Source organism: Limosilactobacillus albertensis (assembly GCF_014145555.1).
GTDB lineage: Bacteria > Bacillota > Bacilli > Lactobacillales > Lactobacillaceae > Limosilactobacillus > Limosilactobacillus albertensis.
Window position 1 is genome coordinate 20,821 of sequence record NZ_JACIVD010000055.1, and the last position, 22,414, is coordinate 43,234.

General features: G+C 39.7%; 19 protein-coding genes. 7 read left to right on the forward strand and 12 right to left on the reverse strand.

All coding sequences use genetic code 11. The features are described 5' to 3' along the window. Window positions 1-106: 106 nt before the first annotated feature. Together H5S41_RS03425 and H5S41_RS03430 are read right to left on the reverse strand one after the other, a co-directional pair. Window positions 107-2,974 carry a YhgE/Pip domain-containing protein gene (locus H5S41_RS03425; RefSeq protein WP_182602340.1) on the reverse strand — a complete coding sequence of 956 codons (2,868 nt, stop codon included), beginning with the start codon at window positions 2,972-2,974 and terminating at the stop codon, window positions 107-109. A gap of 38 nt (window positions 2,975-3,012) precedes the next feature. Beyond that, window positions 3,013-3,549 (reverse strand): TetR/AcrR family transcriptional regulator, encoded by a 537-nt coding sequence (locus tag H5S41_RS03430; RefSeq protein ID WP_182598039.1) that lies wholly within the window; start codon window positions 3,547-3,549, stop codon window positions 3,013-3,015. Between the two features lie 282 nt (window positions 3,550-3,831). Here H5S41_RS03430 and H5S41_RS03435 point away from each other — a divergent pair, with 282 nt between their 5' ends. Next, the gene (locus tag H5S41_RS03435) at window positions 3,832-4,083 is read left to right on the forward strand and encodes a PspC domain-containing protein (RefSeq protein WP_182602341.1); all 252 of its coding nucleotides are present in this window, start codon (window positions 3,832-3,834) and stop codon (window positions 4,081-4,083) included. Between the two features lie 59 nt (window positions 4,084-4,142). Here H5S41_RS03435 and H5S41_RS03440 read toward each other — a convergent pair whose 3' ends face one another. Genes H5S41_RS03440 through H5S41_RS03460 form a run of 5 tightly spaced genes read right to left on the reverse strand, consistent with a single transcriptional unit; the run spans window position 4,143 to window position 7,002 of the window. Beyond that, the gene (locus H5S41_RS03440) at window positions 4,143-4,982 is read right to left on the reverse strand and encodes a DUF6681 family protein (protein ID WP_182598041.1); all 840 of its coding nucleotides are present in this window, start codon (window positions 4,980-4,982) and stop codon (window positions 4,143-4,145) included. An 18-nt stretch (window positions 4,983-5,000) separates the two neighbouring features. Further along, window positions 5,001-5,480 (reverse strand): hypothetical protein, encoded by a 480-nt coding sequence (locus tag H5S41_RS03445; RefSeq protein ID WP_182602342.1) that lies wholly within the window; start codon window positions 5,478-5,480, stop codon window positions 5,001-5,003. A 59-nt stretch (window positions 5,481-5,539) separates the two neighbouring features. Beyond that, the gene (locus tag H5S41_RS03450) at window positions 5,540-5,977 is read right to left on the reverse strand and encodes a Fur family transcriptional regulator (protein ID WP_182602343.1); all 438 of its coding nucleotides are present in this window, start codon (window positions 5,975-5,977) and stop codon (window positions 5,540-5,542) included. Window positions 5,978-6,022: 45 nt separating this feature from the next. Continuing rightward, window positions 6,023-6,589, reverse strand: a complete 567-nt coding sequence (locus H5S41_RS03455; protein WP_182602344.1) for a guanylate kinase — start codon at window positions 6,587-6,589, stop codon at window positions 6,023-6,025. Between the two features lie 2 nt (window positions 6,590-6,591). Continuing rightward, the gene (locus H5S41_RS03460) at window positions 6,592-7,002 is read right to left on the reverse strand and encodes a bis(5'-nucleosyl)-tetraphosphatase (protein WP_182602345.1); all 411 of its coding nucleotides are present in this window, start codon (window positions 7,000-7,002) and stop codon (window positions 6,592-6,594) included. 129 nt (window positions 7,003-7,131) lie between these two features. Between H5S41_RS03460 and H5S41_RS03465 the strand changes: the two genes are divergently transcribed. Then, window positions 7,132-8,526, forward strand: a complete 1,395-nt coding sequence (locus H5S41_RS03465; RefSeq protein ID WP_182602346.1) for an APC family permease — start codon at window positions 7,132-7,134, stop codon at window positions 8,524-8,526. Window positions 8,527-8,706: 180 nt separating this feature from the next. Further along, window positions 8,707-10,014, forward strand: a complete 1,308-nt coding sequence (locus H5S41_RS03470) for an MFS transporter (RefSeq protein ID WP_182602347.1) — start codon at window positions 8,707-8,709, stop codon at window positions 10,012-10,014. 68 nt (window positions 10,015-10,082) lie between these two features. Here the strand turns inward: H5S41_RS03470 and H5S41_RS03475 are convergent, their stop codons facing one another. From H5S41_RS03475 to H5S41_RS03495, 5 genes are all read right to left on the reverse strand, one after another. Then, window positions 10,083-11,384, reverse strand: coding sequence for a hypothetical protein (locus H5S41_RS03475; RefSeq protein WP_182602348.1), 1,302 nt, complete (start codon window positions 11,382-11,384; stop codon window positions 10,083-10,085). 116 nt (window positions 11,385-11,500) lie between these two features. After that, window positions 11,501-12,574 (reverse strand): ABC transporter substrate-binding protein, encoded by a 1,074-nt coding sequence (locus H5S41_RS03480; protein ID WP_182602349.1) that lies wholly within the window; start codon window positions 12,572-12,574, stop codon window positions 11,501-11,503. Beyond that, complete coding sequence (locus H5S41_RS03485; protein ID WP_182602350.1) at window positions 12,571-13,389, reverse strand: ABC transporter permease; 819 nt, start codon at window positions 13,387-13,389, stop codon at window positions 12,571-12,573. The genes H5S41_RS03480 and H5S41_RS03485 overlap by 4 nt, the downstream gene beginning before the upstream one ends. After that, on the reverse strand, window positions 13,389-14,195 hold the full coding sequence (locus tag H5S41_RS03490; RefSeq protein ID WP_182602351.1) for an ABC transporter permease: 807 nt from the start codon (window positions 14,193-14,195) through the stop codon (window positions 13,389-13,391). The genes H5S41_RS03485 and H5S41_RS03490 overlap by 1 nt, the downstream gene beginning before the upstream one ends. Next, on the reverse strand, window positions 14,195-15,286 hold the full coding sequence (locus H5S41_RS03495; protein WP_182602352.1) for an ABC transporter ATP-binding protein: 1,092 nt from the start codon (window positions 15,284-15,286) through the stop codon (window positions 14,195-14,197). The genes H5S41_RS03490 and H5S41_RS03495 overlap by 1 nt, the downstream gene beginning before the upstream one ends. 139 nt (window positions 15,287-15,425) lie before the next feature. Here H5S41_RS03495 and H5S41_RS03500 point away from each other — a divergent pair, with 139 nt between their 5' ends. The 4 genes from H5S41_RS03500 to H5S41_RS03515 all read left to right on the forward strand — a co-directional run bounded on the left by H5S41_RS03500 (window position 15,426) and on the right by H5S41_RS03515 (window position 22,389). After that, a complete protein-coding gene (locus tag H5S41_RS03500) occupies window positions 15,426-17,828 on the forward strand; it encodes a Xaa-Pro dipeptidyl-peptidase (RefSeq protein WP_182602353.1) in 2,403 nt (800 codons plus the stop codon). Between the two features lie 99 nt (window positions 17,829-17,927). After that, a complete protein-coding gene (locus H5S41_RS03505) occupies window positions 17,928-18,833 on the forward strand; it encodes a proline-specific peptidase family protein (protein WP_182602354.1) in 906 nt (301 codons plus the stop codon). Between the two features lie 269 nt (window positions 18,834-19,102). Then, complete coding sequence (locus H5S41_RS03510) at window positions 19,103-21,766, forward strand: HAD-IC family P-type ATPase (protein ID WP_182602355.1); 2,664 nt, start codon at window positions 19,103-19,105, stop codon at window positions 21,764-21,766. Window positions 21,767-21,921: 155 nt separating this feature from the next. Then, complete coding sequence (locus tag H5S41_RS03515; protein WP_182602356.1) at window positions 21,922-22,389, forward strand: Dps family protein; 468 nt, start codon at window positions 21,922-21,924, stop codon at window positions 22,387-22,389. Window positions 22,390-22,414 lie beyond the last annotated feature (25 nt).

Sequence of the window (22,414 nt, forward strand, 5' to 3'; positions counted from 1 at the left end):
CTTTTCCCTCATCGGCAGTAGATTAACCTCAGATATAATGAACATTTAATTATTAGGTGAATAAAAAAGCCTGCGATAGCATTACTACTATCACAAGCTTATTTACTTATTGTTCACCATTGCTTCCTTGATTAGGACGTTTCTGTTGAAGGTGCATTCCATCGTAATCGCCTTCTGGTCCAAGCAGTTCTTGATTATTATCTAACTCTGACCGACCAGCGAAATGATGGTGTTGTAGCCAAATCATTCCGAATAAGAGAAGGATAAAGAATACAACAGCAATTACTAGAAGGACAGCATTACAGAACGCTACGTAATGCGAGCCAAGTCCTCCTGAAATTGAATCCCGTAGTCCTAAAATCGAGTACGTCATTGGTAAGTACCAGTGAATTACGTTATAGAACTTCATTGTAATTTCCATTGGGAAGGTACCGCCAGATCCACCTAATTGAAGCATTAGGAGAACCATGGCGAAGAATCGTCCTGGATTATCAAAGAGCATCGAAAGGAACATAACAATTGCCATCGAAGCTAACCCGAAGCAAATCGTAGTCACAAAGAATGAAAGCGGATGGAGAACAGTAAGTCCACATGCCATCATAATTGCGTCTTCTGCGATTGCCATTGCAGTTACAACGATTGACCCAACTGTAACCTTACTTGCCCACCAAGCGATTGGTGCCTTGCCAAATTCAGCAACCCGCCGAATTGGGTAAACAAAGTTAAATACAAGGGCCCCAACATAGATTGCTAATGAGAGAACGTATGGTGCTAAGGCATGACCGTAGTTTGGCACGTAGCTGTAATCAGTGTGCTTAAGTGCTGTTGGTTCAGCAAACATCTTAGCAGTCCGTGATGAAGTCTTAATACCATTAACTTGCTTTGCTCCGCCTTCGAGAGATGTTGCAAGTTGAGAAGCACCAGCATTCAACCGGGAAATTCCCGAAATAAGGGCTGGAGAATTATCTTGAAGCTGCTGTGTTCCGGCAGCTAATTGATTTACTCCCGCAACAAGAGCAGGAACTTGACCATTCAATTGACCAAGGGCACTAGCTAATTGACCAGCTCCCGAATTCAATGCTCCGCTATTAGCATTAAGTTGGCTAATTCCGCTACCTAATTGACCAACACCGGCTGTATATTGACCGATTCCGTTAGCAAGTTGGTTTGCACCGGCTCCAGCTTGAGAAACACCCGCTGTGTACTGGCTAACACCATTAGCAAGCTGACCTGCACCAGCTCCGGCTTGGGCAACACCCGCTGTATAACGTCCAATCCCTGAATTAAGGGTACCAGCACCGGCAGCCGCACTATCAACACCATTAGTATATTGGTTTACACCATTATTAAGTGTACTTGCACCAGATGAAATCTGACTAGTAGCGTTTTTGAGCTGGTTAACGGCATCTGGCATTGCGGCTAAAGTACCTTTGTAGCCGTTCAATGTTGCTAATAGTGTATTAGCTTGTTTAATTGTACCGTCAGCATTATTTAGTACTGTTGACATTTGCGAAAGCTGACTAAGCTGTTGTTGCATACCGCTCAAACTGCCTTGAAGACTGCTTAATTGACCTAGCGTACCACTTAAACCTTGAATTGTTGCAACATTACTACCTGCTTTACCAGCGATTTGCTGAGCAGCTGCCTTGGTGGAGTCACTAGCTTTGTCATCTTTAAGGATTTGTTGTGCTAATCCAGCAATCTCTGCGTCATTAGTAGCAACACCTTTAAGCTGATCACCAGCACCAGCAACGCTTGATAGCGAACCAGAAGCTTGTTGCAACTTTCCAGCACTATCTTGAACGCCAGCAAGGGCATTCTTGGCAGTAGCAAGACCAGTTTGCAATTGGCCTAAACCTTGTTGAAGACTTTGTGCTTGATCCATTGCCCCCATAATACCGTTAAAATTAATATTACCGAGTTGGCTATTAACTGTCGAATTTAATTGGTTTGCACCAGATGCTAATTGGCCCGAACCATTTCTTAAATTAGTTGAATTACCGCTTAAGGTATTCAGACCGTCACTCAATTGAGAAGCACCTGAACTCAAAGTGCCAGAGTTGGCCATCAATTCATTCAAACCACTATCTAACTGACTTGCACCAGAATTCAAAGCACCAGAATTAGCCATCAAGGTACTCAATCCGCTGCTTAACTGACCAGCTCCCGAATTTAATGCGCCAGAGTTAGCCATTAGCTGACCAACACCATTGCCTAATAAGCTTACGCCACCAGTGTACTGCATAATACCGTTAGCTAAGGTCTGACTTCCAGTGGCGAGCTGTTGTGCTCCACTAGCTAATGGTGCAACACTAACTCGTAAGGTCTGTACACCATTATTTACTTGGGAAACACCGGCAACATAACGATTTACCCCATCGCTTAAGGTTACCATTCCCGTATCGATCTGCTTAGCACCATCGGCGGCCTTAGTCATCCCTTTGCCAAGTACGTGCAATTGCTTAAACATCGCTGTTGCATAAGCATTAGTAACTGATGCACGAATTTTTTCGTTTAACCGTGTCATTCCAGTTTGAACGATTACTTGACCGATGTAATTCAAGGAACCATTAGTCTGGTAATGTAATTTCATTGTTCTGGGATGCTTTTGTAAAACAGTCGCAGCGTTTTCCGAAAAGTCTTTAGGAATTGTAACTACCGCATAATACTTACGGTGGCTCATTCCATACTTAGCTTTTTTAGCTGACACAAATTCCCATTTTAGTTGATGATTTTTCTTTAATTCATCAACTGTCTGTTGTCCAACATCCATTTTCCGGCCTTGGTATTCAACAGGAATATCCTTGTTAACTACCGCTACCGGCAAGTTCCGTGTACTTCCATACGGGTCCCATACTGATTTCAAGAAGAAAATACTATATAGGAAAGGTATGAAGCAAATAACCGTTACTGATAGGAGCAATAAACGGTTATGTAAAATATGGCGAAATTCGCCTTTTATCATGCTCCACATTTTTAATACTTCACCTCAAGCTTTATCCTTTCATAATTTTAATTAGTTAATGATCGTGTTGCTGATCGTGCAAATTTAACAACATCTTCTGTTGGCACGTCATAGTTATTGCCTTGCCACCAGTAGAATGTTCCAATGATTGCACCGCTTAAAACATAAGCTAACATTTCTGGATTTTCAGCTTTCTTTAATGCGATGACAATCGGATCGTTAGTCTCAATATTCCGGCGCTCTAATAAAATCTGGCTTAAAATATTGAGAATTTCTGTGTATAAAGAGCTTCGTGCACTATTAGGTGCTAGGTGACGAATAACTTCCTTGTTCTTCTCAATATATGACAATAATTGCTTAATAATATCATCTTCAGAATCAGTGTTTTCCGTCAATTTATTAATTTGAGCATTTAGCGTTTGCTCTAAGAGGTCATATTTGTCACTAAAATAGCGATAAAAGCTACTCCGGTGTAACAAGGCCTCCTTACAAATCTGATCAACCGTCAAACTCTCAAAAGAATTTTTTTCTAATAATGTTATCAATGCATTTTCGAAATCACGAATAGTTCTTGTAACACGCACAACGCTTCCCTCCCTAAATATAATACAAATTTAACATAATTATTCTAGCTTGTTGCAATACAACACAACAGGGGTAATTAAAGATATCCATCTCCATTTGAGACAATAATCTTTTTTTGTTCACAGCCATTCTCCGATATGTATCTTAGTTAAACGAAATACTATATTATTCTCTTATTGTATTTCGGTCAAGCTTACCATAATCCTCTGCTTATATTAACCTTCCCATCTAAAAGTACGGTATAATAGTTGTAACAAGTTGATATGATTGGAGGGTTCTTTATGGCAAAAACAAAAAAGCACTTAACTAAATCTAAAAACAAAGTATTTCTTGGTGTATTCGGCGGAATTGCAGATTACTTCGGTCTTGATGAGACACTGGTACGAATAATTGGTATCCTTGTTTTTGTATTTACCGGCTTTTTCCCACTAGGAGTCTTCTACCTATTAGCCGCTTTAATTATGCCTGAATATAACGGAAATAATACAAACAATGGTGACAATATTGTTGATGGCGAATTCAGAGAAAAATAATATTTAATACTCAATAAAAAAACTAGAAGCTGAGCATTTGAAAACTCAACTTCTATTTTTTAATCTTTATTTCGTTGTTTATATGCTACCTGAACTTGTAAGCCGTAATCTTCTTCAGTTAAAATAGTTGATCCGCTTCGGCCCGCAATCTTATTAGGCCCACCGTTTACAACTACTGATGCGAGATACAGGCGATACTTGTCATGAGCAGTATGAACGTCTGTCAACCCAATCTTAGTAATATGACCAACTGCGTGCCGTTCCATTTGATTGATTCCAATATAAATCTCAAGGCGGTGACGTAATTCATCATGTACCAGTTCAAAGTACGGTGGCACAGACTGTGAATTTAAAGCTGTTACTGGCTTATCAGTAGCATGATATTGCTCAACAATCTCTTTTTCACTCAAGCCGTCATACCCATTAACGAAAATTCCTTCCATTAATAGTTGATCGACAACCTTATGCAAGTTTTGCTGCTCATACTCATCAATGGCTACAGCAGCCGGAATAGTATCATCAGCTGTAAAAATACCATTAGAACGTTTTGCCAATTCAGCTGCTAAACGTTGTTGGGCATCAAGCGGCGTCTTTGATTTACCATCATCAAATTTCTGACCGGTAATCTTTGCAACCCGTGGCGAGATAACATCAAATTTGGAAGTCTTTTCTAAGAAATAAAAGACGAAATTCAAGTAAATAAAATATGTCAATCCAATTACTGCTAAACAATATAGAAATGCTCGCAACCAAACGTGGTTCATAAATAGCCGGAAAGTAACATAAACTAAGTAAATATCACCTAAAAAGGCAATCGCAATGTAGATCCGACTTTTTAACTTTACATCAAGGTTAAAATAACTCAATGACGAGTTAATCATATCAAGAAAACTAAACATTAATAACTCGCCTCCTTATTATTCAGTTGAGGTCGTTCCGGTTGTATTACCGGTCGTACCCTGAGTGGTCGTTGTATTATTGTTAGTTGTTCCCGTTGTTTGGGAAGTACTGTTACGGTTAGCACTATTATTATCATTCGTGCTATTAGACCGATTCGTCGTTGTATTATTATCATTATTACCCGTTGAACGCGTCGTTTGATCCGTATCATTATCAGCATCGCCAGTTGTCGTATTTGTACTGTTACTTGTTCTGGTTGTTGATGAACTGCTTTCACTCTCATCGTCATCATCACGATTACTTTGTGAATTACGACTAGATTGATTGCTCTCATCGTCTCCCGACTGCTGAAACTGGCGGCTTGTTGATACAGACGTTACCTTTGCACCTTCTGAAGTATGCGTTGCTTTGTTAACCACAACATTGGTGGCGCCTAACGCAAGTACTAATGATACGAGCGCAAACGGGGTTACTAATGGCGGTATCTTTGCTCCCATATTTCATTCTCCTTTTCCAGAGTATATAATACACGAAAATTGTGCTGATAAATATGAATTTATTGTAAAGATTTTGCCTGACATTCAGCACAAACTCCATGCAACTCAAATCGGTGACCAGTAATTTTAGCTCCTGGTAACTGCTTTTCAAAGAATTCTTTATCAATTGGCGGCATCTGAATTTCCTGAACTCGTCCACAAACGTCACAAATAAAATGGTGATGATGAGTAGAATCACACGAATATTTAACTTGCATTTGGTCGTCTTGCTGGCGTAATTCAACAATCCCTAATTTTTCAAATTCCTTAAAATTACGATAAATAGTGTCATGGCTTAATCCCGGATATTGTTTACGGAGATATTGGTCAACCTCGGCAATATTAAAATATCGGTCAGGATAGCGTGCCACGGATTCAATCATTTTTTGGCGCTGTTTTGTCCAACGCAAGTGATTTTGTTTAACAACTGCCCGCGCCTGATCAACTAATTCCTGCATCATCTCACCCCCAGATTAGAAGTGTTATTTTACCATATTTTAAACTCATTTGGACAGCATTTGCTTAACAATTGCATCTACTTGTTCTTTTGTCTTCTTCCACTGGTCATTTACCACTACATGTGCCGTCCCCTTTAAGGCGTCAGGCAGGGCAAGGTCACGATGATATTCCTTACTATGCAAACGTGACCTGATAGCGCTTATTTTATCACCACGAAGCGTCATGCGCTTAGCTAAGGCATCCATATGAGTAACGGTGAGAAAAATTATTACTGCTTTTGAACCGAGCTTTTGATGATAGGTAATTGCTCCTGCTGTATCGAGGACAATCACTTCATTGTGTCCATTCTTCCATCCCTCTTCAAGACTTTCAAAAGAAGACCCGTACTGAAACTGATCGTACTTTACTTCCTCCAGTAGATGCAGTTTTTTCATCGATGCTGGTGTTTCAAAATGATAATCGACACCATCTTTTTCATCTGCCCGTGGCAACCGGGTAGTATGAGTAATCACTCGCTGCATACCATAATTCTCCTGCAAGTAATTGGCAACAGTTGTTTTCCCCGATCCAGCGGCACCAGTAACTACAAAGACATAATTATTCCCTTTCATATTTAGTTTAAATGATTATTAACTTGATCAAGTAGTTCTTTTAAATTGTCGTACGTTAATCTTGCCCGTGCCTCATCATAGTTAAACCAACCACAATTTTTAATTTCTTCTGCCTGTAAATGAATGTCTTCCTTATTATCCAGTTCTGCGGTGTACAAGGTCATTTGCTTGCGGTTGCCGTTTGGTAAATCATACTCGGTATAAACCTTAAAGCTTGTATCAATTGGCAATTCAAGTTGTGTTTCTTCTCTTATTTCACGAATGGCCGTCTCTTTTAATGACTCATGCCCTTCTACATGACCCTTGGGGAATCCCCAGAAATGACCTTTGTTTTGACTTTCCAATAATAAGTACTCAATTCCATTTTCGCCTTGACGATATACAACCGCTCCACTAGTAACTTCAATAGCCATTTTATCCCTCTTTTGTAATTAAAATTTTCTAATTGACTTTTAATATTGATTAAAGGTATCATTATTAATTATAAACGTGGCGAACCATTTCGGCACGTACAATATATTATAGCAAAGGTGGGTTAAAAGATGAGCTTAAACATTATGCGAAAAGAAAGTCTTGATCGATATCTTGGTGAGGACAAGCTTTTCGTTAAATCAATGAATGCTCGTGATCTCATGGCAATTGGGATTGGTACTGTTATTGGTACCGGGATTTTTATCCTCCCAGGAACAATTGCCGCCAAATCAGCTGGACCAGGAGTGTCATTGTCATTTCTGTTTTCAGCAATTGTCTGTGCACTGGCTGCGATGTGTTATGCCGAGTTTGCTTCTGCATTGCCAGTCGCTGGTAGTGCATACTCATACGGAAATGTAGTGTTTGGTGAATTTCTTGGCTGGCTGCTTGGCTGGGCATTAGTCCTTGAATATATGCTGGCAGTTGCATCTGTTTCGACTGGATGGGCAGCCTACTTTAATACCCTGCTTGAAGCTGTCGGGATTCACCTTCCTAAAGCGATCTCAGGTCCATTTGATCCAGCTCATGGTACCTACATAAATATCGTAGCGGTTGTGATTGTCCTTTTAATTACAGTGATGCTTGATCGAGGAATGCAGTCTTCAATCCGGATCAATAATATTGCGGTCTTTCTTAAAATTGCAATTATCCTGATTTTCATTATTGTCGGCTTCTTCTTCATCAAGCCAAGCAACTATCATCCTTTCTTGCCATATCATATGAAAGGTGTTATCCACGGGGCAACAATTGGTTTCTTCGCTTATCTTGGGTTCGACTGTGTCTCTAGCTCTGCTGCCGAGGTTAAAAATCCTAAGCGAAACATGCCATTAGGGATTATCGGGACGCTTGCCGTTGCAACAATCTTGTATACGGGAGTCGCAGTTGTGCTAACGGGAATGGTTAAATACACTAAACTTGATGTTGCTAACCCAGTAGCATTCGCTCTCCAAATGGTTCACCAGGACTGGCTGGCCGAATTACTATCAATCGGTGCCTTAATCGGAATGTTTACAATGATGGTTTCCATGATTTATTCCAGTTCACGTCTTATTTATGCAATTGGACGTGATGGCCTTCTTCCTTCATTCCTTGGTAAGCTTGATGAAAAGAGCCACTCGCCACAAATTGCGTTATGGATAGTCGCAGTTATCATCGCAGCAATGGGTGGTCTTGTCTCCTTAGACCAACTAACTAGTCTGGTTAACATTGGGACATTATTCGCATTTATGCTTGTGTCATTTGGAATCATTCCTCTCCGCAAGCGAAAAGACATCGGCAACCGTGGTGGTTTTAAGGTTCCTCTTTACCCCGTCTTGCCAATCATTTCTGGCCTTGCCTGTCTCGCAATGATGACCCAGTTGCAAAAGGAAACTTACATTGGTGCCGCTATCTGGTTTGGTATCGGGATCATTATTTACTTCACCTATGGCTACTGGCATAGTAAATTAGCAAAAAATAATAATTAAAAATAGCTGAGGCTGTAATCTGAGAATGATGCAACCTCAGTTTTATTTTTGCCATTTTCACAAGGCAATTTGCATCAAATACTTATTTTTGTTAGGGTAATATTACTCACTATTTTATTTTTCACAAGGAGGAATCAAACAAATAGGCATAATTTAGATAAATAATACGCCTATTTTTTTATGGAATATACAAAGAAAAATTACAAAACAGCACCCTTATCATCAATTCACTTACGCATATATCTTGCCCTTGTTTTTGGTCAAATTGCTTGCGGCTTTGCCCTCGGAATCAGCGGGACCGCACTTGCGCAAGCTAACAGCTATATCAATATCAATGACTTCTGGACTGGTCTGATCGGTGCCGGAAGCCTAATTGGGTTAGCGGGTAGCGCATTAATGGGTAAAATATCTGATCAATTTGGTCGACGAAAGATGTTGATGCTCGACATGTATCTTTTTTCTGTATTTTCTATCCTACAATTAATAACCACAAATCTTACTATTCTTTTTATATTACGGATTCTGATTGGTTTAATGATTGCAATTGACTATACCGTCGGAAACGCACTGCTAGTTGAATGGCTGCCAGCTAAAGAAAGCGGTCGGCTACAAAGCCAGTTAATTGTTTACTGGACAATCGGTTTTATCGCCTCATATATTACCGGAATTCTAATTACCGGGTTCGGGGCGCACAACTGGCAGGTTATCCTCGCATCAAGTGCTATTCCTGGATTAATTGCTGCAGTCTACCGGTCATTTTTCCGCATTCCAGCATCGCCAAGCTGGTTAGCAAACCAAGGAAAAAACCATGCTGCCCAAAAAGTAATTCAAAAGCACCTTGGTAAAAAATGGGGTCTTTCATTAAAACAAATTCGTAGTAAAAAGCCCTCGGACATCTCACTTAAGACCCTGTTCAGTCCTCAATACCGCCAGCGGACAATTGTTGGTGGCCTATTTTATGCTTGCCAGGCATTTTCTTTCTTTGGCATCAGCATCTTTTTACCAATCCTTTTAGAAGGGATGCATCTTGGTAATAGCAGCCTCTCTGGGATTATCTATAACGGTTGTATCTTCATTGGTGTAATTATTGGTAGCTGGATATTTAAGATTATCAGTCGCCGAATGTTTTTAGTTGGTACATTTTTCCTTTCAGCAATCGCGTTAATCTTATTAATCCTTGGAAATAGTTTTTCTTCGGTTCTGCAAATTAGTATTTTTGCTATTTTTGCCATAATCCTGTCTGCAGGACTCGTTTTAGACTACCCCTACCCCACAGAATTATTTGATATTAAGGTTCGCGCCAGTGGTGTTGGTACCTGTATCACTATCAGCCGGTTTGGTGCTGCAAGCGGAACCTTTTTACTGCCGATCTTAACGCACTTAGGCGGACCGGCCTTTGCTATGCTTGTCTGCACGATTGTTCTTTTAATCGGTGGGATAATTTGCCTACTATGGGCACCTGAAACTTCACCTAAATATACAAAATAATTAGCAGTAACCACTTCTGCACTGATAGGGGTGGACGGAATTAGACATACGCGTTCCGCCCCGCTCTTTTATTTTTGACTATTGCTTACAAATAAGTATTTTCGATCGTGAAAAATCACAAAGATTCCTGTAATGATAAAGAGCAGAATCATGCTTACCCGTAGATAAAACATTTCACGACTATACTGTAACTCTTGCTGATGGTCGATATACGGAATTAGCAGCGCACTTTTGTTATCCAGCTTAAAGAAAGAAATTACTTCTAACATTCCAAAAAGCGCAACTTGATTACATAATGAGCCGAAAACCGACAACTTTTGATCAATGCTATTATCATCATCCGGCGCCTGAATTTTTACCCACTTACCTAATAGTAACGAGCTTAGAACAGTTACTGCTGTCCCAACCAGATATGTTCGATCGGTGTAAGTTAGGAACAGGCCAAAGAATAATACTCCTAGAGTGGCCTTATAACGTATTCCTAATCCTATCTTTTGAAGGCGATGATTCAAAAAGCCGGTTAGCATCCCACAAGCCATTAGTTCAATAAAAACGATAAATATCCAATAAACTTTATTCTGTTGAAAGGCAAATAACAGGGTATAAATAATGACATAATTTTTTATTGCTCCTAGCCAAATCCGAAAAAGCTTAAACGGCTGACCAAAAATATTACGTAATTCTAAAATAATTCCTAAAATCGCAAGGATAATTAATACCCAGCTAAAGTCAGATATTCGACCAGTTTTCTTAAAAAAACTGATGATAAATACAACGACAAGAACTGCCAGTGCCGGAAATGCTGTTTTGAGGTTGAATGAAAATTTAAGATTAAGCGGTGCTTTTTCCCGCTTAACGACAATATAAGCATATAAGACTTCAAGTCCTAAAATAATGGTATAAAAAATAAAGCCGACGACTAACGGGGTTTTCATTAACAAGAAACCTAGCGCAAGCAATCCGCCAATAACACTAAGTCCCGCAATTACATTCACTCGCTTAAAGTTAATCCCTGCAACTTCCTTATTAGGATCGCCAAGTAACTTCAAACCCGTAACACCAAACCCAATTAAAATTGCAGCAGTACTAGCGAGCCACTCAAAACGAAAATAAATACCAACACAGGCAAATATTCCACCTACAAAGGCAACTAATGAACAAAACTTAGTAACGCCTGACCATGATGCTAGATTTAAGTGTCCATCTAAAATAAACGGCATTACTTTTTCAACGGTATAGACAAAAATAAACGGCCATACGAAAGTTATTACATTTGCGTGCGCAATAATAGAAAATGCAAATAGTAACGTTGGAAATAAAATGTAGCTTCGGGCAACGAATTCATGGTTAATCGCTAAAAATTTTTTCATAAGCTGCCTCCTTTTTGCCGTTTACTCTTAGTAAAGCACATCCCCAGTTAAATTAAAAAGAATAGGACTTCTAACACTCTTTTTTAGTGCTAGAAGTCCTGTTATATTGCTAATAATTATTTGGCAAACATTTTAAATTCTAAGAATAAATCATTATATTCGCCTAAAACTTTTAATGGAAGATCACGATAAACCTGAAGATGCCTCATCGTTGTTTCGGGTGGATAAAAGGCTTTATCGTTTGTAATCTTCTTTGGCAACTCCTTTTTAGCTGCTTTATTTGGTGTAGCGTACCCGACATATTTTGCATTTTGGGCCGCATTCTGTGGATCTAACATAAAGTTAATAAATTCATAGGCAGCTTTTTTATTCCGCGCGGCCTTAGGAATTACCATGTTATCAAACCATATATTACTTCCCTCACTCGGAACAACATAATGAAGGTGCGGGTTGATATCCATCATTTCACGCGCATCACCCGAGTAAGTTACCCCGACGGCAGCTTCATCCTGTTCCATGTACATTTTCATCTCATCAGCAATAATTGCTTTCACATTTGGCGTCAATTGCCTTAAATGAGCTTGCGCAAGCCGCAGTTGGTGATAATTAGTTGTATTGACAGAATGATGCTGGGTAATAAGAGCAACAGCAAAGACATCCCGAGCACTATCAATCAGCATCACATTATTTTTCAACTGCGGATTCCAGAGCTGTTCCCAGTGCTGGACATCTCCTGCATTTACTTTTTGATCATTATAAATAATTCCTAAAGTACCCCAAAAGTATGGAACAGAGTAGCGATTATCAGGGTCAAAAGACTGGTTGAGGAATTGTGGATCAATATAATGAAGATTAGGCAGCTTATGATGATCAAGCGGGGCAATTAAGTGTTCTTTTTTCATCCGCTGAACGGTATACTCACTCGGGATAACAACGTCATAATTTGTCCCGCCCTGACGAATTTTTGTTAGCATCGATTCGTTACTATCAAATGTTTCATAATCAACGTGATACCCCGTTTGATGTTCAAATTTAGTTATCAATGCCGGGTCAATATAGTCTCCCCAATTATAGATTGTTAGTGTTTGCTTACTACCACCCGTCTTTTGCTGGTTAAAGGCAACATCACCAAGCGCTAGCAAAACACAGATAGCAACAATCGCGAGGAAGGCAGTAAATAACTTTTTCATTGAACATCCCCCTCTTTAACAGCAACAATCCGGGTACGACGACCGCCCCGCTTACTAATAAGATAGTACCCAATCACTAAAAGAAGCGAAACGATAAACATCAATGTAGATAGGGCATTAATTTCCAAGTTAATTCCTTGACGGGCACGAGAATAGATTTCAACTGACAGCGTTGAGAACCCATTTCCGGTAACAAAGAAAGTTACTGCAAAATCATCTAACGAATAAGTAAAGGCCATAAAATAACCAGCAAAAATTCCTGGTGCGATCAATGGCAATATTACCCGGGAAAGTACCTGCCAGCGACTAGCACCGAGGTCATAAGCCGCATCTACTAGTGTTGGTGACATTTCATTCAATTTCGGCAACACCATTAAAACAACAATTGGAATACAAAAGGCAATATGACTTAGCAGAACCGAGATAAAACCTAACCGCACCCCAAGCATGGTAAAGAAAATCAAAAAACTGGCACCAATAATTACATCTGGTGAAACCATTAAAACATTATTTAGTGACAATAAGCTGTTTTTCCACGGTCGGCGTGCATCTTTAATTGCTAAGGCCCCTAGAGTACCAATAATAGTTGCTAATAATGACGCCAGAAAAGCTACTAACAATGTATTAATAACGATTGCAATCATCCGTGAATCCGCAAGCAAGTCCGCATAGTGCTGCCAAGAAAAGCCATGATATTTTTCCATCGTTTGCCCGCTACTAAAAGAAAAAATAACCAAGTAAAGGATTGGCGCGTATAAAATCACAAACACGAGGGCGAGGTATATCGTCCCCCATGACCATCGATGCTTCTTCATTAACGGCGTCCTCCTTTCCGCTTATTATCTCCAGTAACAAACATAATAATAAACATTGCAATAATAAGGACAACCCCAATCGTTGAACCCATCCCCCAATTCTGTGTTGTAAGGAAATGTTCTTCAATCGCGGTTCCTAGAGTAATTACCCGATTTCCACCGATCAATCGGGTAATCATAAAGAGTGATAGCGATGGGATAAAAACAGCCTGGATCCCCGCTTTTACCCCCGGCATGGAAAGAGGCCAAATCACTTGCCGAAATGTTTGCCAGTGGGTAGCCCCTAAATCATAACTAGCATTTATTAACGATGGATTAATCTCAGCCAGATTATTAAAGATTGGCAAAACCATAAATGGTATCTCAATATAAGCAGCTACAAACATAAAACTAGCGTCGGTAAAGAGAAGCTGATGACTTCCAAGGCCCATAAATTGGAGGAATCCGTTGATTGTTCCCGTCCGGCTAAATAAACCGATAAACGCGTAAGTTTTCAATAGTAAATTGATCCATGTTGGCAAAATTACCAGTAGGAGCCAAAATTGCTTATTAGGCAGCTTATTGAGTATATATGCTGTCGGGTAGCTGATTACTAATGTGACAAGCGTAATCAGGAAGGCATACCAAACAGAATTAAGCGTCATCTTAAGGTAAACGCCTGATGTTAGATATTCAGCGTAATTATTGAGGGTCAGCTGACCATTAATATTGAAAAATGATTGATACAAAATTAATACCAATGGAGCGATTACAAATAGAATAATCCACAATGCGTATGGCACTATAAACATTGCTTTTTGCCGCATTAGTCCCCCTCCTCGTAGCTGTCAAGACGCGCATCAAAATCTTCTTCGCTTTCGTTATACCTCATAACATGAATGTCTTCAGGATCAAACGTAATTCCGACCTTTGCGCCAACCTTTGTTTTATGAATTGAATTAATTTTCCACTTATGATTTCGTTGATCAATTACTGTGATTTGATAATCGACACCCCGAAAAAGCTGCGTTTCAACTGTGCCAATAAGTTTTCCTTTCTCAACTGTCGTAATATCAAGATCTTCAGGACGAATTACCACTTCGACTCTTTCATTTGGCTTCATCCCCGCATCCACACATTCAAAATCCTGCCCGTTAATTGAAACTACATAATCTTTTTTCATAATTCCAGGTACAATATTACTTTCACCAATAAAATCAGCAACAAAATGATTAAGCGGTTCATCGTAAATATCGACCGGCGTGCCGCTTTGCTGAATTTTACCGTCATTGATAATCATAATTTGATCACTCATTGCCAGTGCTTCTTCCTGGTCATGAGTAACAAAAATAAAAGTAATTCCAAGGCGTCGTTGTAATTGCCGTAATTCAGTCTGCATCTGAACCCGGAGTTTATGGTCAAGGGCAGATAAAGCTTCATCTAATAATAATACTTTCGGTTTATTAACTATTGCCCGGGCAATAGCAACCCGTTGCCTCTGTCCACCTGACATTGCCGTAATTTCACGATCGTCATATCCATCTAGCTGGACAAGGTGTAATGCTTCCTTTACGCGTTGTTTAATTTCTGCTTTCTTGACACCCTTAATTTGTAAACCAAACGCGACATTTTCCGCAACATTCATATGAGGGAAAAGTGCATAATCCTGAAAAACCGTATTTACTTGCCGTTGGTTAGCTGGAACGTTATTAACCTGCTTTCCATCAAAATAAATCTCACCACTGCTAGGATGATCAAACCCGGCAATCAAGCGTAAAATGGTCGTTTTTCCTGAACCTGATGGCCCTAATAAGGTATAAAATTTGCCAGTCTCAATTTCAAAATTTATATCACGCAATACAACGTTATCGTCATACTGTTTGCTTACATGCTGAAATTCCATTACGTTTCTTACCATCAGCGTTTCCCCAATCATCATTTTTTAAACTAAATCTTAGTATAAATTATACGCCCTAAATCGCAATACTGTTTATACTAAGCAATTTATTATAAAAGTGCGATAATTAATATATCAAACTTTATACGAGGTGTTCCAGATGAAAATCAATCAATTTAGTATTACTTCAACTACACCACAAGAACGGCGCCATGAATTAATGCAGATTCATTTGCTGCGAAAAAATGAAGAACAGACTTTAACTCCTAATGCAATGTTTGAAAGCTTCTTAGCACGAATCCACATGGCAAGCGCCCAACCGATTGTTACTAAACAATGGTTTCATGACCTATTAGCTACTCCTGAATCAGCGCTCGATGACTGGTTCACGCAAAATACACCGTTAACAGATGAAGTATTTTACTTAGTCGCACTCCAGCTGCTCGATTTTGAAGCAGCAGTTGATTTCAGTATTACCGATCCCCTGACCACCATTAAAAAAATCAATTTACCTGCTGAATACCATCAAAAATGGACAACTGCCGATGTTATCGATGCTTTTTATCTTCTGCTGAATACGCATAATAAAAACGGCCAATCACTTATTGACCATTTGACAGCAGAAGGCTTCCTGGCTTGGACTTATCATCTTCCTGCCGAACAAAAGCCGCTGTTCTTTAACGGCAAGCCGCTTGCTAGTTTTGATCCTGCTAAATTTATTCGCGAAGTCGTCTACATTGAGACCGACATGGATACCGATTTTGACGGCAAAGCGGACCTAGTTAAGGCAGAAATCATGCGTCCCATCGATTCCGAACATGGCTTAAAGGTTCCTGCCGTTTTTACTGCCAGCCCTTATAATCAAGGTACGAATGACAAATGGGGCGACCAAGCAACCCATAATGTTAATATTCCGTTGCAACACAAAAAAACTGAATACCATGCTCCAGCTGAAGAGAAATTTCCTACTAGATTTTCTCATCAAAGCGTGACCGGAGAAAGTAAACATGCAACCGAAACATTTAGCACAACGCCAGCATACACCCTTAACAACTACCTTGCTGCTCGTGGCTACGCGGTTGTTTATTCAGCGGGAATCGGAACTAAAGATTCTGATGGTCTTCAAACATGTGGCTCACCAGAACAAACGGCTGCGATGAAAGCCGTTGTGGAATGGCTTCACGGCGATCGTCAGGCTTTTACTGATCGTCATAGCGGAACAGTAACTAAAGCATGGTGGTGCAACGGCAAAGTAGCAATGACCGGCCGTTCATACCTCGGAACTCTGGCCACTGCGGTAGCAACAACCGGCGTGCCCGGCCTTGAAGCAATTATTAGCGAAGCAGCAATTTCTAGTTGGTATGATTATTATCGGGAAAATGGACTAGTACGTGCACCAGGCGGTTTTCAAGGAGAAGACGCAGATGTTTTAGCTGATGAAACACTTAGTCGTACTAAACGTCCCGCAGACTACCATCGAATTGAGAAAGTCAACGCCAAATATATCGATAAAATGCAGGCTGCAATGGACCGGGTAACCGGAAATTATAATGAATTCTGGGATAATCGTAATTATCGTCACAACCTTAAAAATATTAAAGCCGCTGTAATGATGGTTCACGGTCTTAACGATACAAATGTGCGCCCTAGTAATGTGAAAGCCCTCTATGATGGAATTCAAAATTTGCCAATCCCAAGCAAACTTATCCTTCACCAAGGACAACACATTTATATCAACGCTTTTCGCTCGTTAGACTTTTCCGACATGGTTAACTTATGGCTTGCTAATAAGCTGTGGGGACAAGAAAACCATGCAGATGATACTTTACCAAACGTTCTTGTTCAAGATAATAGTACTCCTGAGACGTGGACTGCATTTGACCAATGGACTGAAGGCAAACAAAAGCAATATCAATTCAACGACCATCGCTTAACAAATTTGCCAGGTTTAGGGACACAAAGCTTTAATGATCAACAACCTGAGGAAAAGTATTTGCAATGGTGTAAGCAGCCACAGGCATGGGCCAAGGCACTCATCAATGATAACGGCCAATTTAGCCGCCATTTTGTAAGTAAAGCCTTCGACGCTGATGCGCTTCTTCGTGGTACGCCCACCGTTACTTTAAAAGTAGCTTCTTCTAAAAATTACGGAATGATTAGTGCCCGCCTCGTCGACCTTGGTAACAGTAAACGTCTGACAATATCCCCTGTTCTCTTTAACCGAAATGGCCTTGAACTAGGCTATCATTGGAAGACCGATGACCTCCGTGAATTCAAATTAGAAAAGGAACCGACTAGTTATAAGGTAATTTCAAGCGGGCATATCAATTTACAAAATCGTACTAATCCTGCACAAATAGAAGAATTAGCTGCTAATCAATTTGTCACTGTTACATTTGAACTGCAACCGATCTTCCACCGCATCTTAGCTGGACACCAATTAGGAATAATCATCTATAGTACTGATTATGAATATACTCTTCGCGGTAATGAACAAATCGAATATCAATTAGAGCTAGCTGGTTGTCACCTTAATATTCCCGGTTTTACCATTTTGCCTTAAATGCTTACTAAAAAGACACGGCATCAAAACTAGTTTTAGCAGAATATAGCTAAATGAGTTAAAATAGTTAGTATTACAATAAAAAGGAGAGATTCGAGAATGAAACAAGGTACTAAAATTATTACCCTTGATAATGGCTATCATCTATGGACAAATACCCAAGGTGAAGGCAATATTCATTTACTAGCTTTGCATGGTGGTCCTGGTGGTAACCATGAATACTGGGAAGATGCTGCTGAACAATTAAAAAAGCAAGGTCTAGACGTTCAGGTAACGATGTATGATCAATTAGGTTCACTTTACTCTGACCAACCAGATTATTCTAATCCTGAAATTGCTAAAAAGTATCTTACTTATGAATATTTCCTTGATGAAGTAGATGAAGTTCGGGAAAAACTCGGCTTAGACAATTTCTATCTTATTGGTCAAAGCTGGGGCGGCCTTTTAGTTCAAGAATATGCCGTTAAATACGGTCACCATCTTAAAGGAGCAATCATTTCTTCAATGGTCGATGAGATTGATGAATATGTCGACCACGTTAATGAATTACGGGAAAAAACTCTTTCACCCGATGCAGTTGCTTTTATGAAGGACTGCGAAGCTAAGAATGATTACAGCAATCCTAAATATCAAGAATATGTCCAAGTAATGAACGAACAATACGTTGATCGTAAACAGCCATCTAAGCTTTACCACCTTAAAGACCTTGGCGGTACCGCTGTTTATAATGTTTTCCAAGGTGACAATGAGTTTGTTATTACTGGGAAGCTTAAAGATTGGCATTTCCGTGACCAATTGAAGAATATTAAGGTACCAACCTTAATTACATTTGGCGAGCATGAAACAATGCCAGTCGAAACTGCTAAAACAATGAATAATCTCATTCCAAATTCAAAGTTAGTCACTACTCCTGATGGCGGACACCATCATATGGTAGATAACCCTGATGTTTATTATAAACACCTTGCTGACTTTATTCGTGATGTTGAAAATAGCAAAAAGTAGCCTTTTTACAGAGGCGGGATAACGAACTAGACAAGCTGGTTCTGTTCCCGCCTCTTTTTATGCCTATTTATTAATAATTCATGAATCATGTTTTAAAAAAATCTTAACTAGAACTAAAATATTAAACGAATATGGTACGATATGTATACGATAAACATGAAGGAATGATTAAAGCAAAAACTTAATATGGCTTCACTGATGTTGTTTGCTTAAAATGTGGGAAATTTAAGCATAGTTACTTTACTTAATTTATATATTCAAGGGGAAAAATGAAAGAAAATTATCAATTAACAACCGATGAAATAAAGAAAAATTATCAACTAACTGATTTTACGCAGGGCTTGTCTAAGCAGGCAGTTGATGAACGTCTTGCTAAAGATGGCCGAAACATTATTGAGGTAAAACCAACACCTAAATGGAAACTATTCCTACGTCAGTTTAACAATATTGTTATTTACATCTTACTTGCTGCTACTTTGTTGACAATTTTAATCGGCCACTATACTGATGCAATTGTCATTGGTGCAGTAGTTATCCTTAACGCGCTTATTGGTTATTTCCAAGAATCAAGCGCCGCCAATGCATTAGCAAAGATTAAAGAAATGATGGCACAACATGCCACTGTCTATCGTGACGGTAAACGACAAGACATTGATGCAGCTGACCTTGTTCGTGGTGATGTTGTTTTCCTTGAAGCTGGTGATAACGTACCTGCCGACTTGCGAATTGTCTCTGCAGATAATTTACGAATTGAAGAATCTGCTTTAACTGGGGAAACTAATTCTGTTATTAAGACCGACGAAGCTATTACTGACAGCGATGTTCCCCTAGCCGACCGTGTCGATATGGCGTATGCTTCTACATCTGTAACTAGCGGAAGCGGACTAGGAGTTGTCGTTGCAACTGGTGAACAAACTGAAATTGGTAAGATTTCACAAGAAGTTGCCCAAATCAAACCAAAGAAGACTCCGCTAACAAAAGAAATTGACTACGTTGGAAAAGTCGTTTCTTACATTACAATTACTGCCTCAGTGATTGTTTTCATTGTCGGTTTCTTCCTAGAAATTTACTCTCTACCAGCACTTGCCTTAGCAGTCGTTGCAATGTTGGTTGGGGCGATTCCTGAAGGTTTGCCGGCAATTACCTCTGTTATCTTAGCTTTCGGTATCAGTAAGATGGCCCGCGAACATCAAACCATTATTAAATCAATGCCAGCTGTCGAAACATTAGGTTCAGTGGACGTTATCGCAACCGATAAAACCGGGACACTTACTAAAAATGAAATGACAGCAATTGAATTATGGGTTGGCGACAACCACTATACGGTTACTGGAACTGGTTATGCTCCTAATGGTGAAATTTACTTAAATGACAAGCCAGCCCACCTCACAGACCAGCTCAAACTATTTTTGGAAGCTGGATATCAAGCAAACGATACAGTTTTAACTGATGAAAATGGGACTTGGCATATTAATGGAGAGCCAACTGACGGTGCTTTCCTAACCCTTTACCACAAAGCGTTCGGTGCTAAATATCAGTCACCATATCAAGCAGTCGACTTATTACCATTCGATTCTGATTATCGTTATATCGCCGAATTAACCCGTGATCCTGAAGACAAACAACAGGTTATCTTTGTTAAGGGTTCGCCAGATAAGCTTTTTGAAATGGCTGTTAAAGAAGATCCGCAATTTGATACCGCTAAATGGCAAAAACGAGTAGATGACTGGTCGAAAGCCGGCAAACGGGTTATTGCAGTCGGCTACCAGCCAGTTAATGGTGAAAACTTAATGGAGGTAGAGCACGACCACCTCTATAAAGGAATTCATTTACTTGGTTTAGCCGCCCTTCAAGATGCGCCACGTGAAGAAGTTATCGTTGCATTAAAGCAAATGAATCGTGCTGGTGTCTCTGTCAAAATGATTACAGGAGATGATCCGCAAACTGCCCGCGCAATCGGGAAACAGCTAGGTCTATCTACCGGCCCGATTAATGCAATTACTGGTGCAGAATGGGATAAACTATCCGCGGCTCAACGAGAAGAAGCCGCCTTAGCTAACCAGGTCTTTGCACGAACTACCCCGCAAAACAAGCTTGAGATTATTGAGGCACTCCAAAACCGGCAAAAGGTTACCGCAATGGTTGGGGATGGTGTGAATGATGCTCCTGCCCTAAAGAAGGCTGACATTGGAATTTCAATGGGAATAAAGGGAACTGATGTCGCTAAAGACGCTGCTGACATGATCCTCGGAAATGACAACTTTGCTGTAATGGCGGCTGTTATCAAAGAGGGACGCCGAATTTACGATAATATTAAAAAGAGTATCCTATTCCTGCTTCCGACATCCTTTGCGGAAGGGTTAGTAGTTGCCTTCTCCATTCTGACTGGGCAACAGGTTCCATTACAACCAGCACAGTTATTATGGATTAACTTAATCGCTGCTATTACAATTCAGTTTGCATTTGTATTTGAAAAAGCAGAAGAAGGCATTATGGACCGTAATCCACGGCCAATAACGCAACGGCTTATGAACCGTCATGACCTAATCCAAATGGGTTATGTATCAGCTTTAATGGCTATATTTGCCCTCATCGGCTATGAATGGTTTATCAACTCTGGAGCAGACATTGTAAATGCAACAACAATGATGGTTAATACAATTGTTATCAGTAAAGCCTTCTACTTCTTCAGCATTCGGACTGAACGATACGGTTTGAAAGAAGTTGGCAATATTGGTAAAAAGGCTTGGGGAGTAATCGGATTAATGATTTTATTCCAATTAATCTTCACCTATGTCCCATTCATGCAAGCCGCTTTCCATGTTACAGGGATAAGCCTAATGGAATGGCTAGCGGTAGTCATCTTCTCTTGTTTGATCTTCTTATGTACTGAAGCAGATAAGATGGTTCGTTTCCGCCTAAACCGCCGTTAATAAAATCAGCGACACTGGATTTTAGGGAAAAACTCCCTAACTTTTCAGTGTCGCTTTTTTGTAAATACTAAGCTTTTTTAATGATTATAGCAATTTGTTGTAAGCGCATTCTAAAGCTGATATGCTAAATCTAACATATAGAAAGGAGTAATGTTATGAAGTACCAAGAAACCAAAGAAACACTTAACCAATTAGTTGCGGACCTTAGTCAAATGGCAATGATAATTCATCAAACTCACTGGTATATGCGCGGAACTAACTTTTTAAAACTTCACCCATTAATGGATCAATTTATGGATGAAATAAATGATCAACTTGATGTTATTTCTGAACGATTATTGACTCTTGATGGCCACCCATACTCTACCCTAAGTGAAATGGCAGCTCATACTAAAATTAAAGATTGGCCCGGAAAATTTGATAAAACAACTCCCGAGCGTCTCACACACCTAGTTACTGGCTATCGTTACCTTAAAGATCTCTATCAGCACGGGATTGAAGTAAGCGATACGGAAAAAGATTATTCTACCCAGGATATCTTCATTGGTTTTAAGACAGCGATTGAAAAGAAAATTTGGATGATCCAAGCAGAATTAGATCAAGCTCCTGAAATTGATCGTTAAATAAAAGGTTCCTAGCATTTAAGAA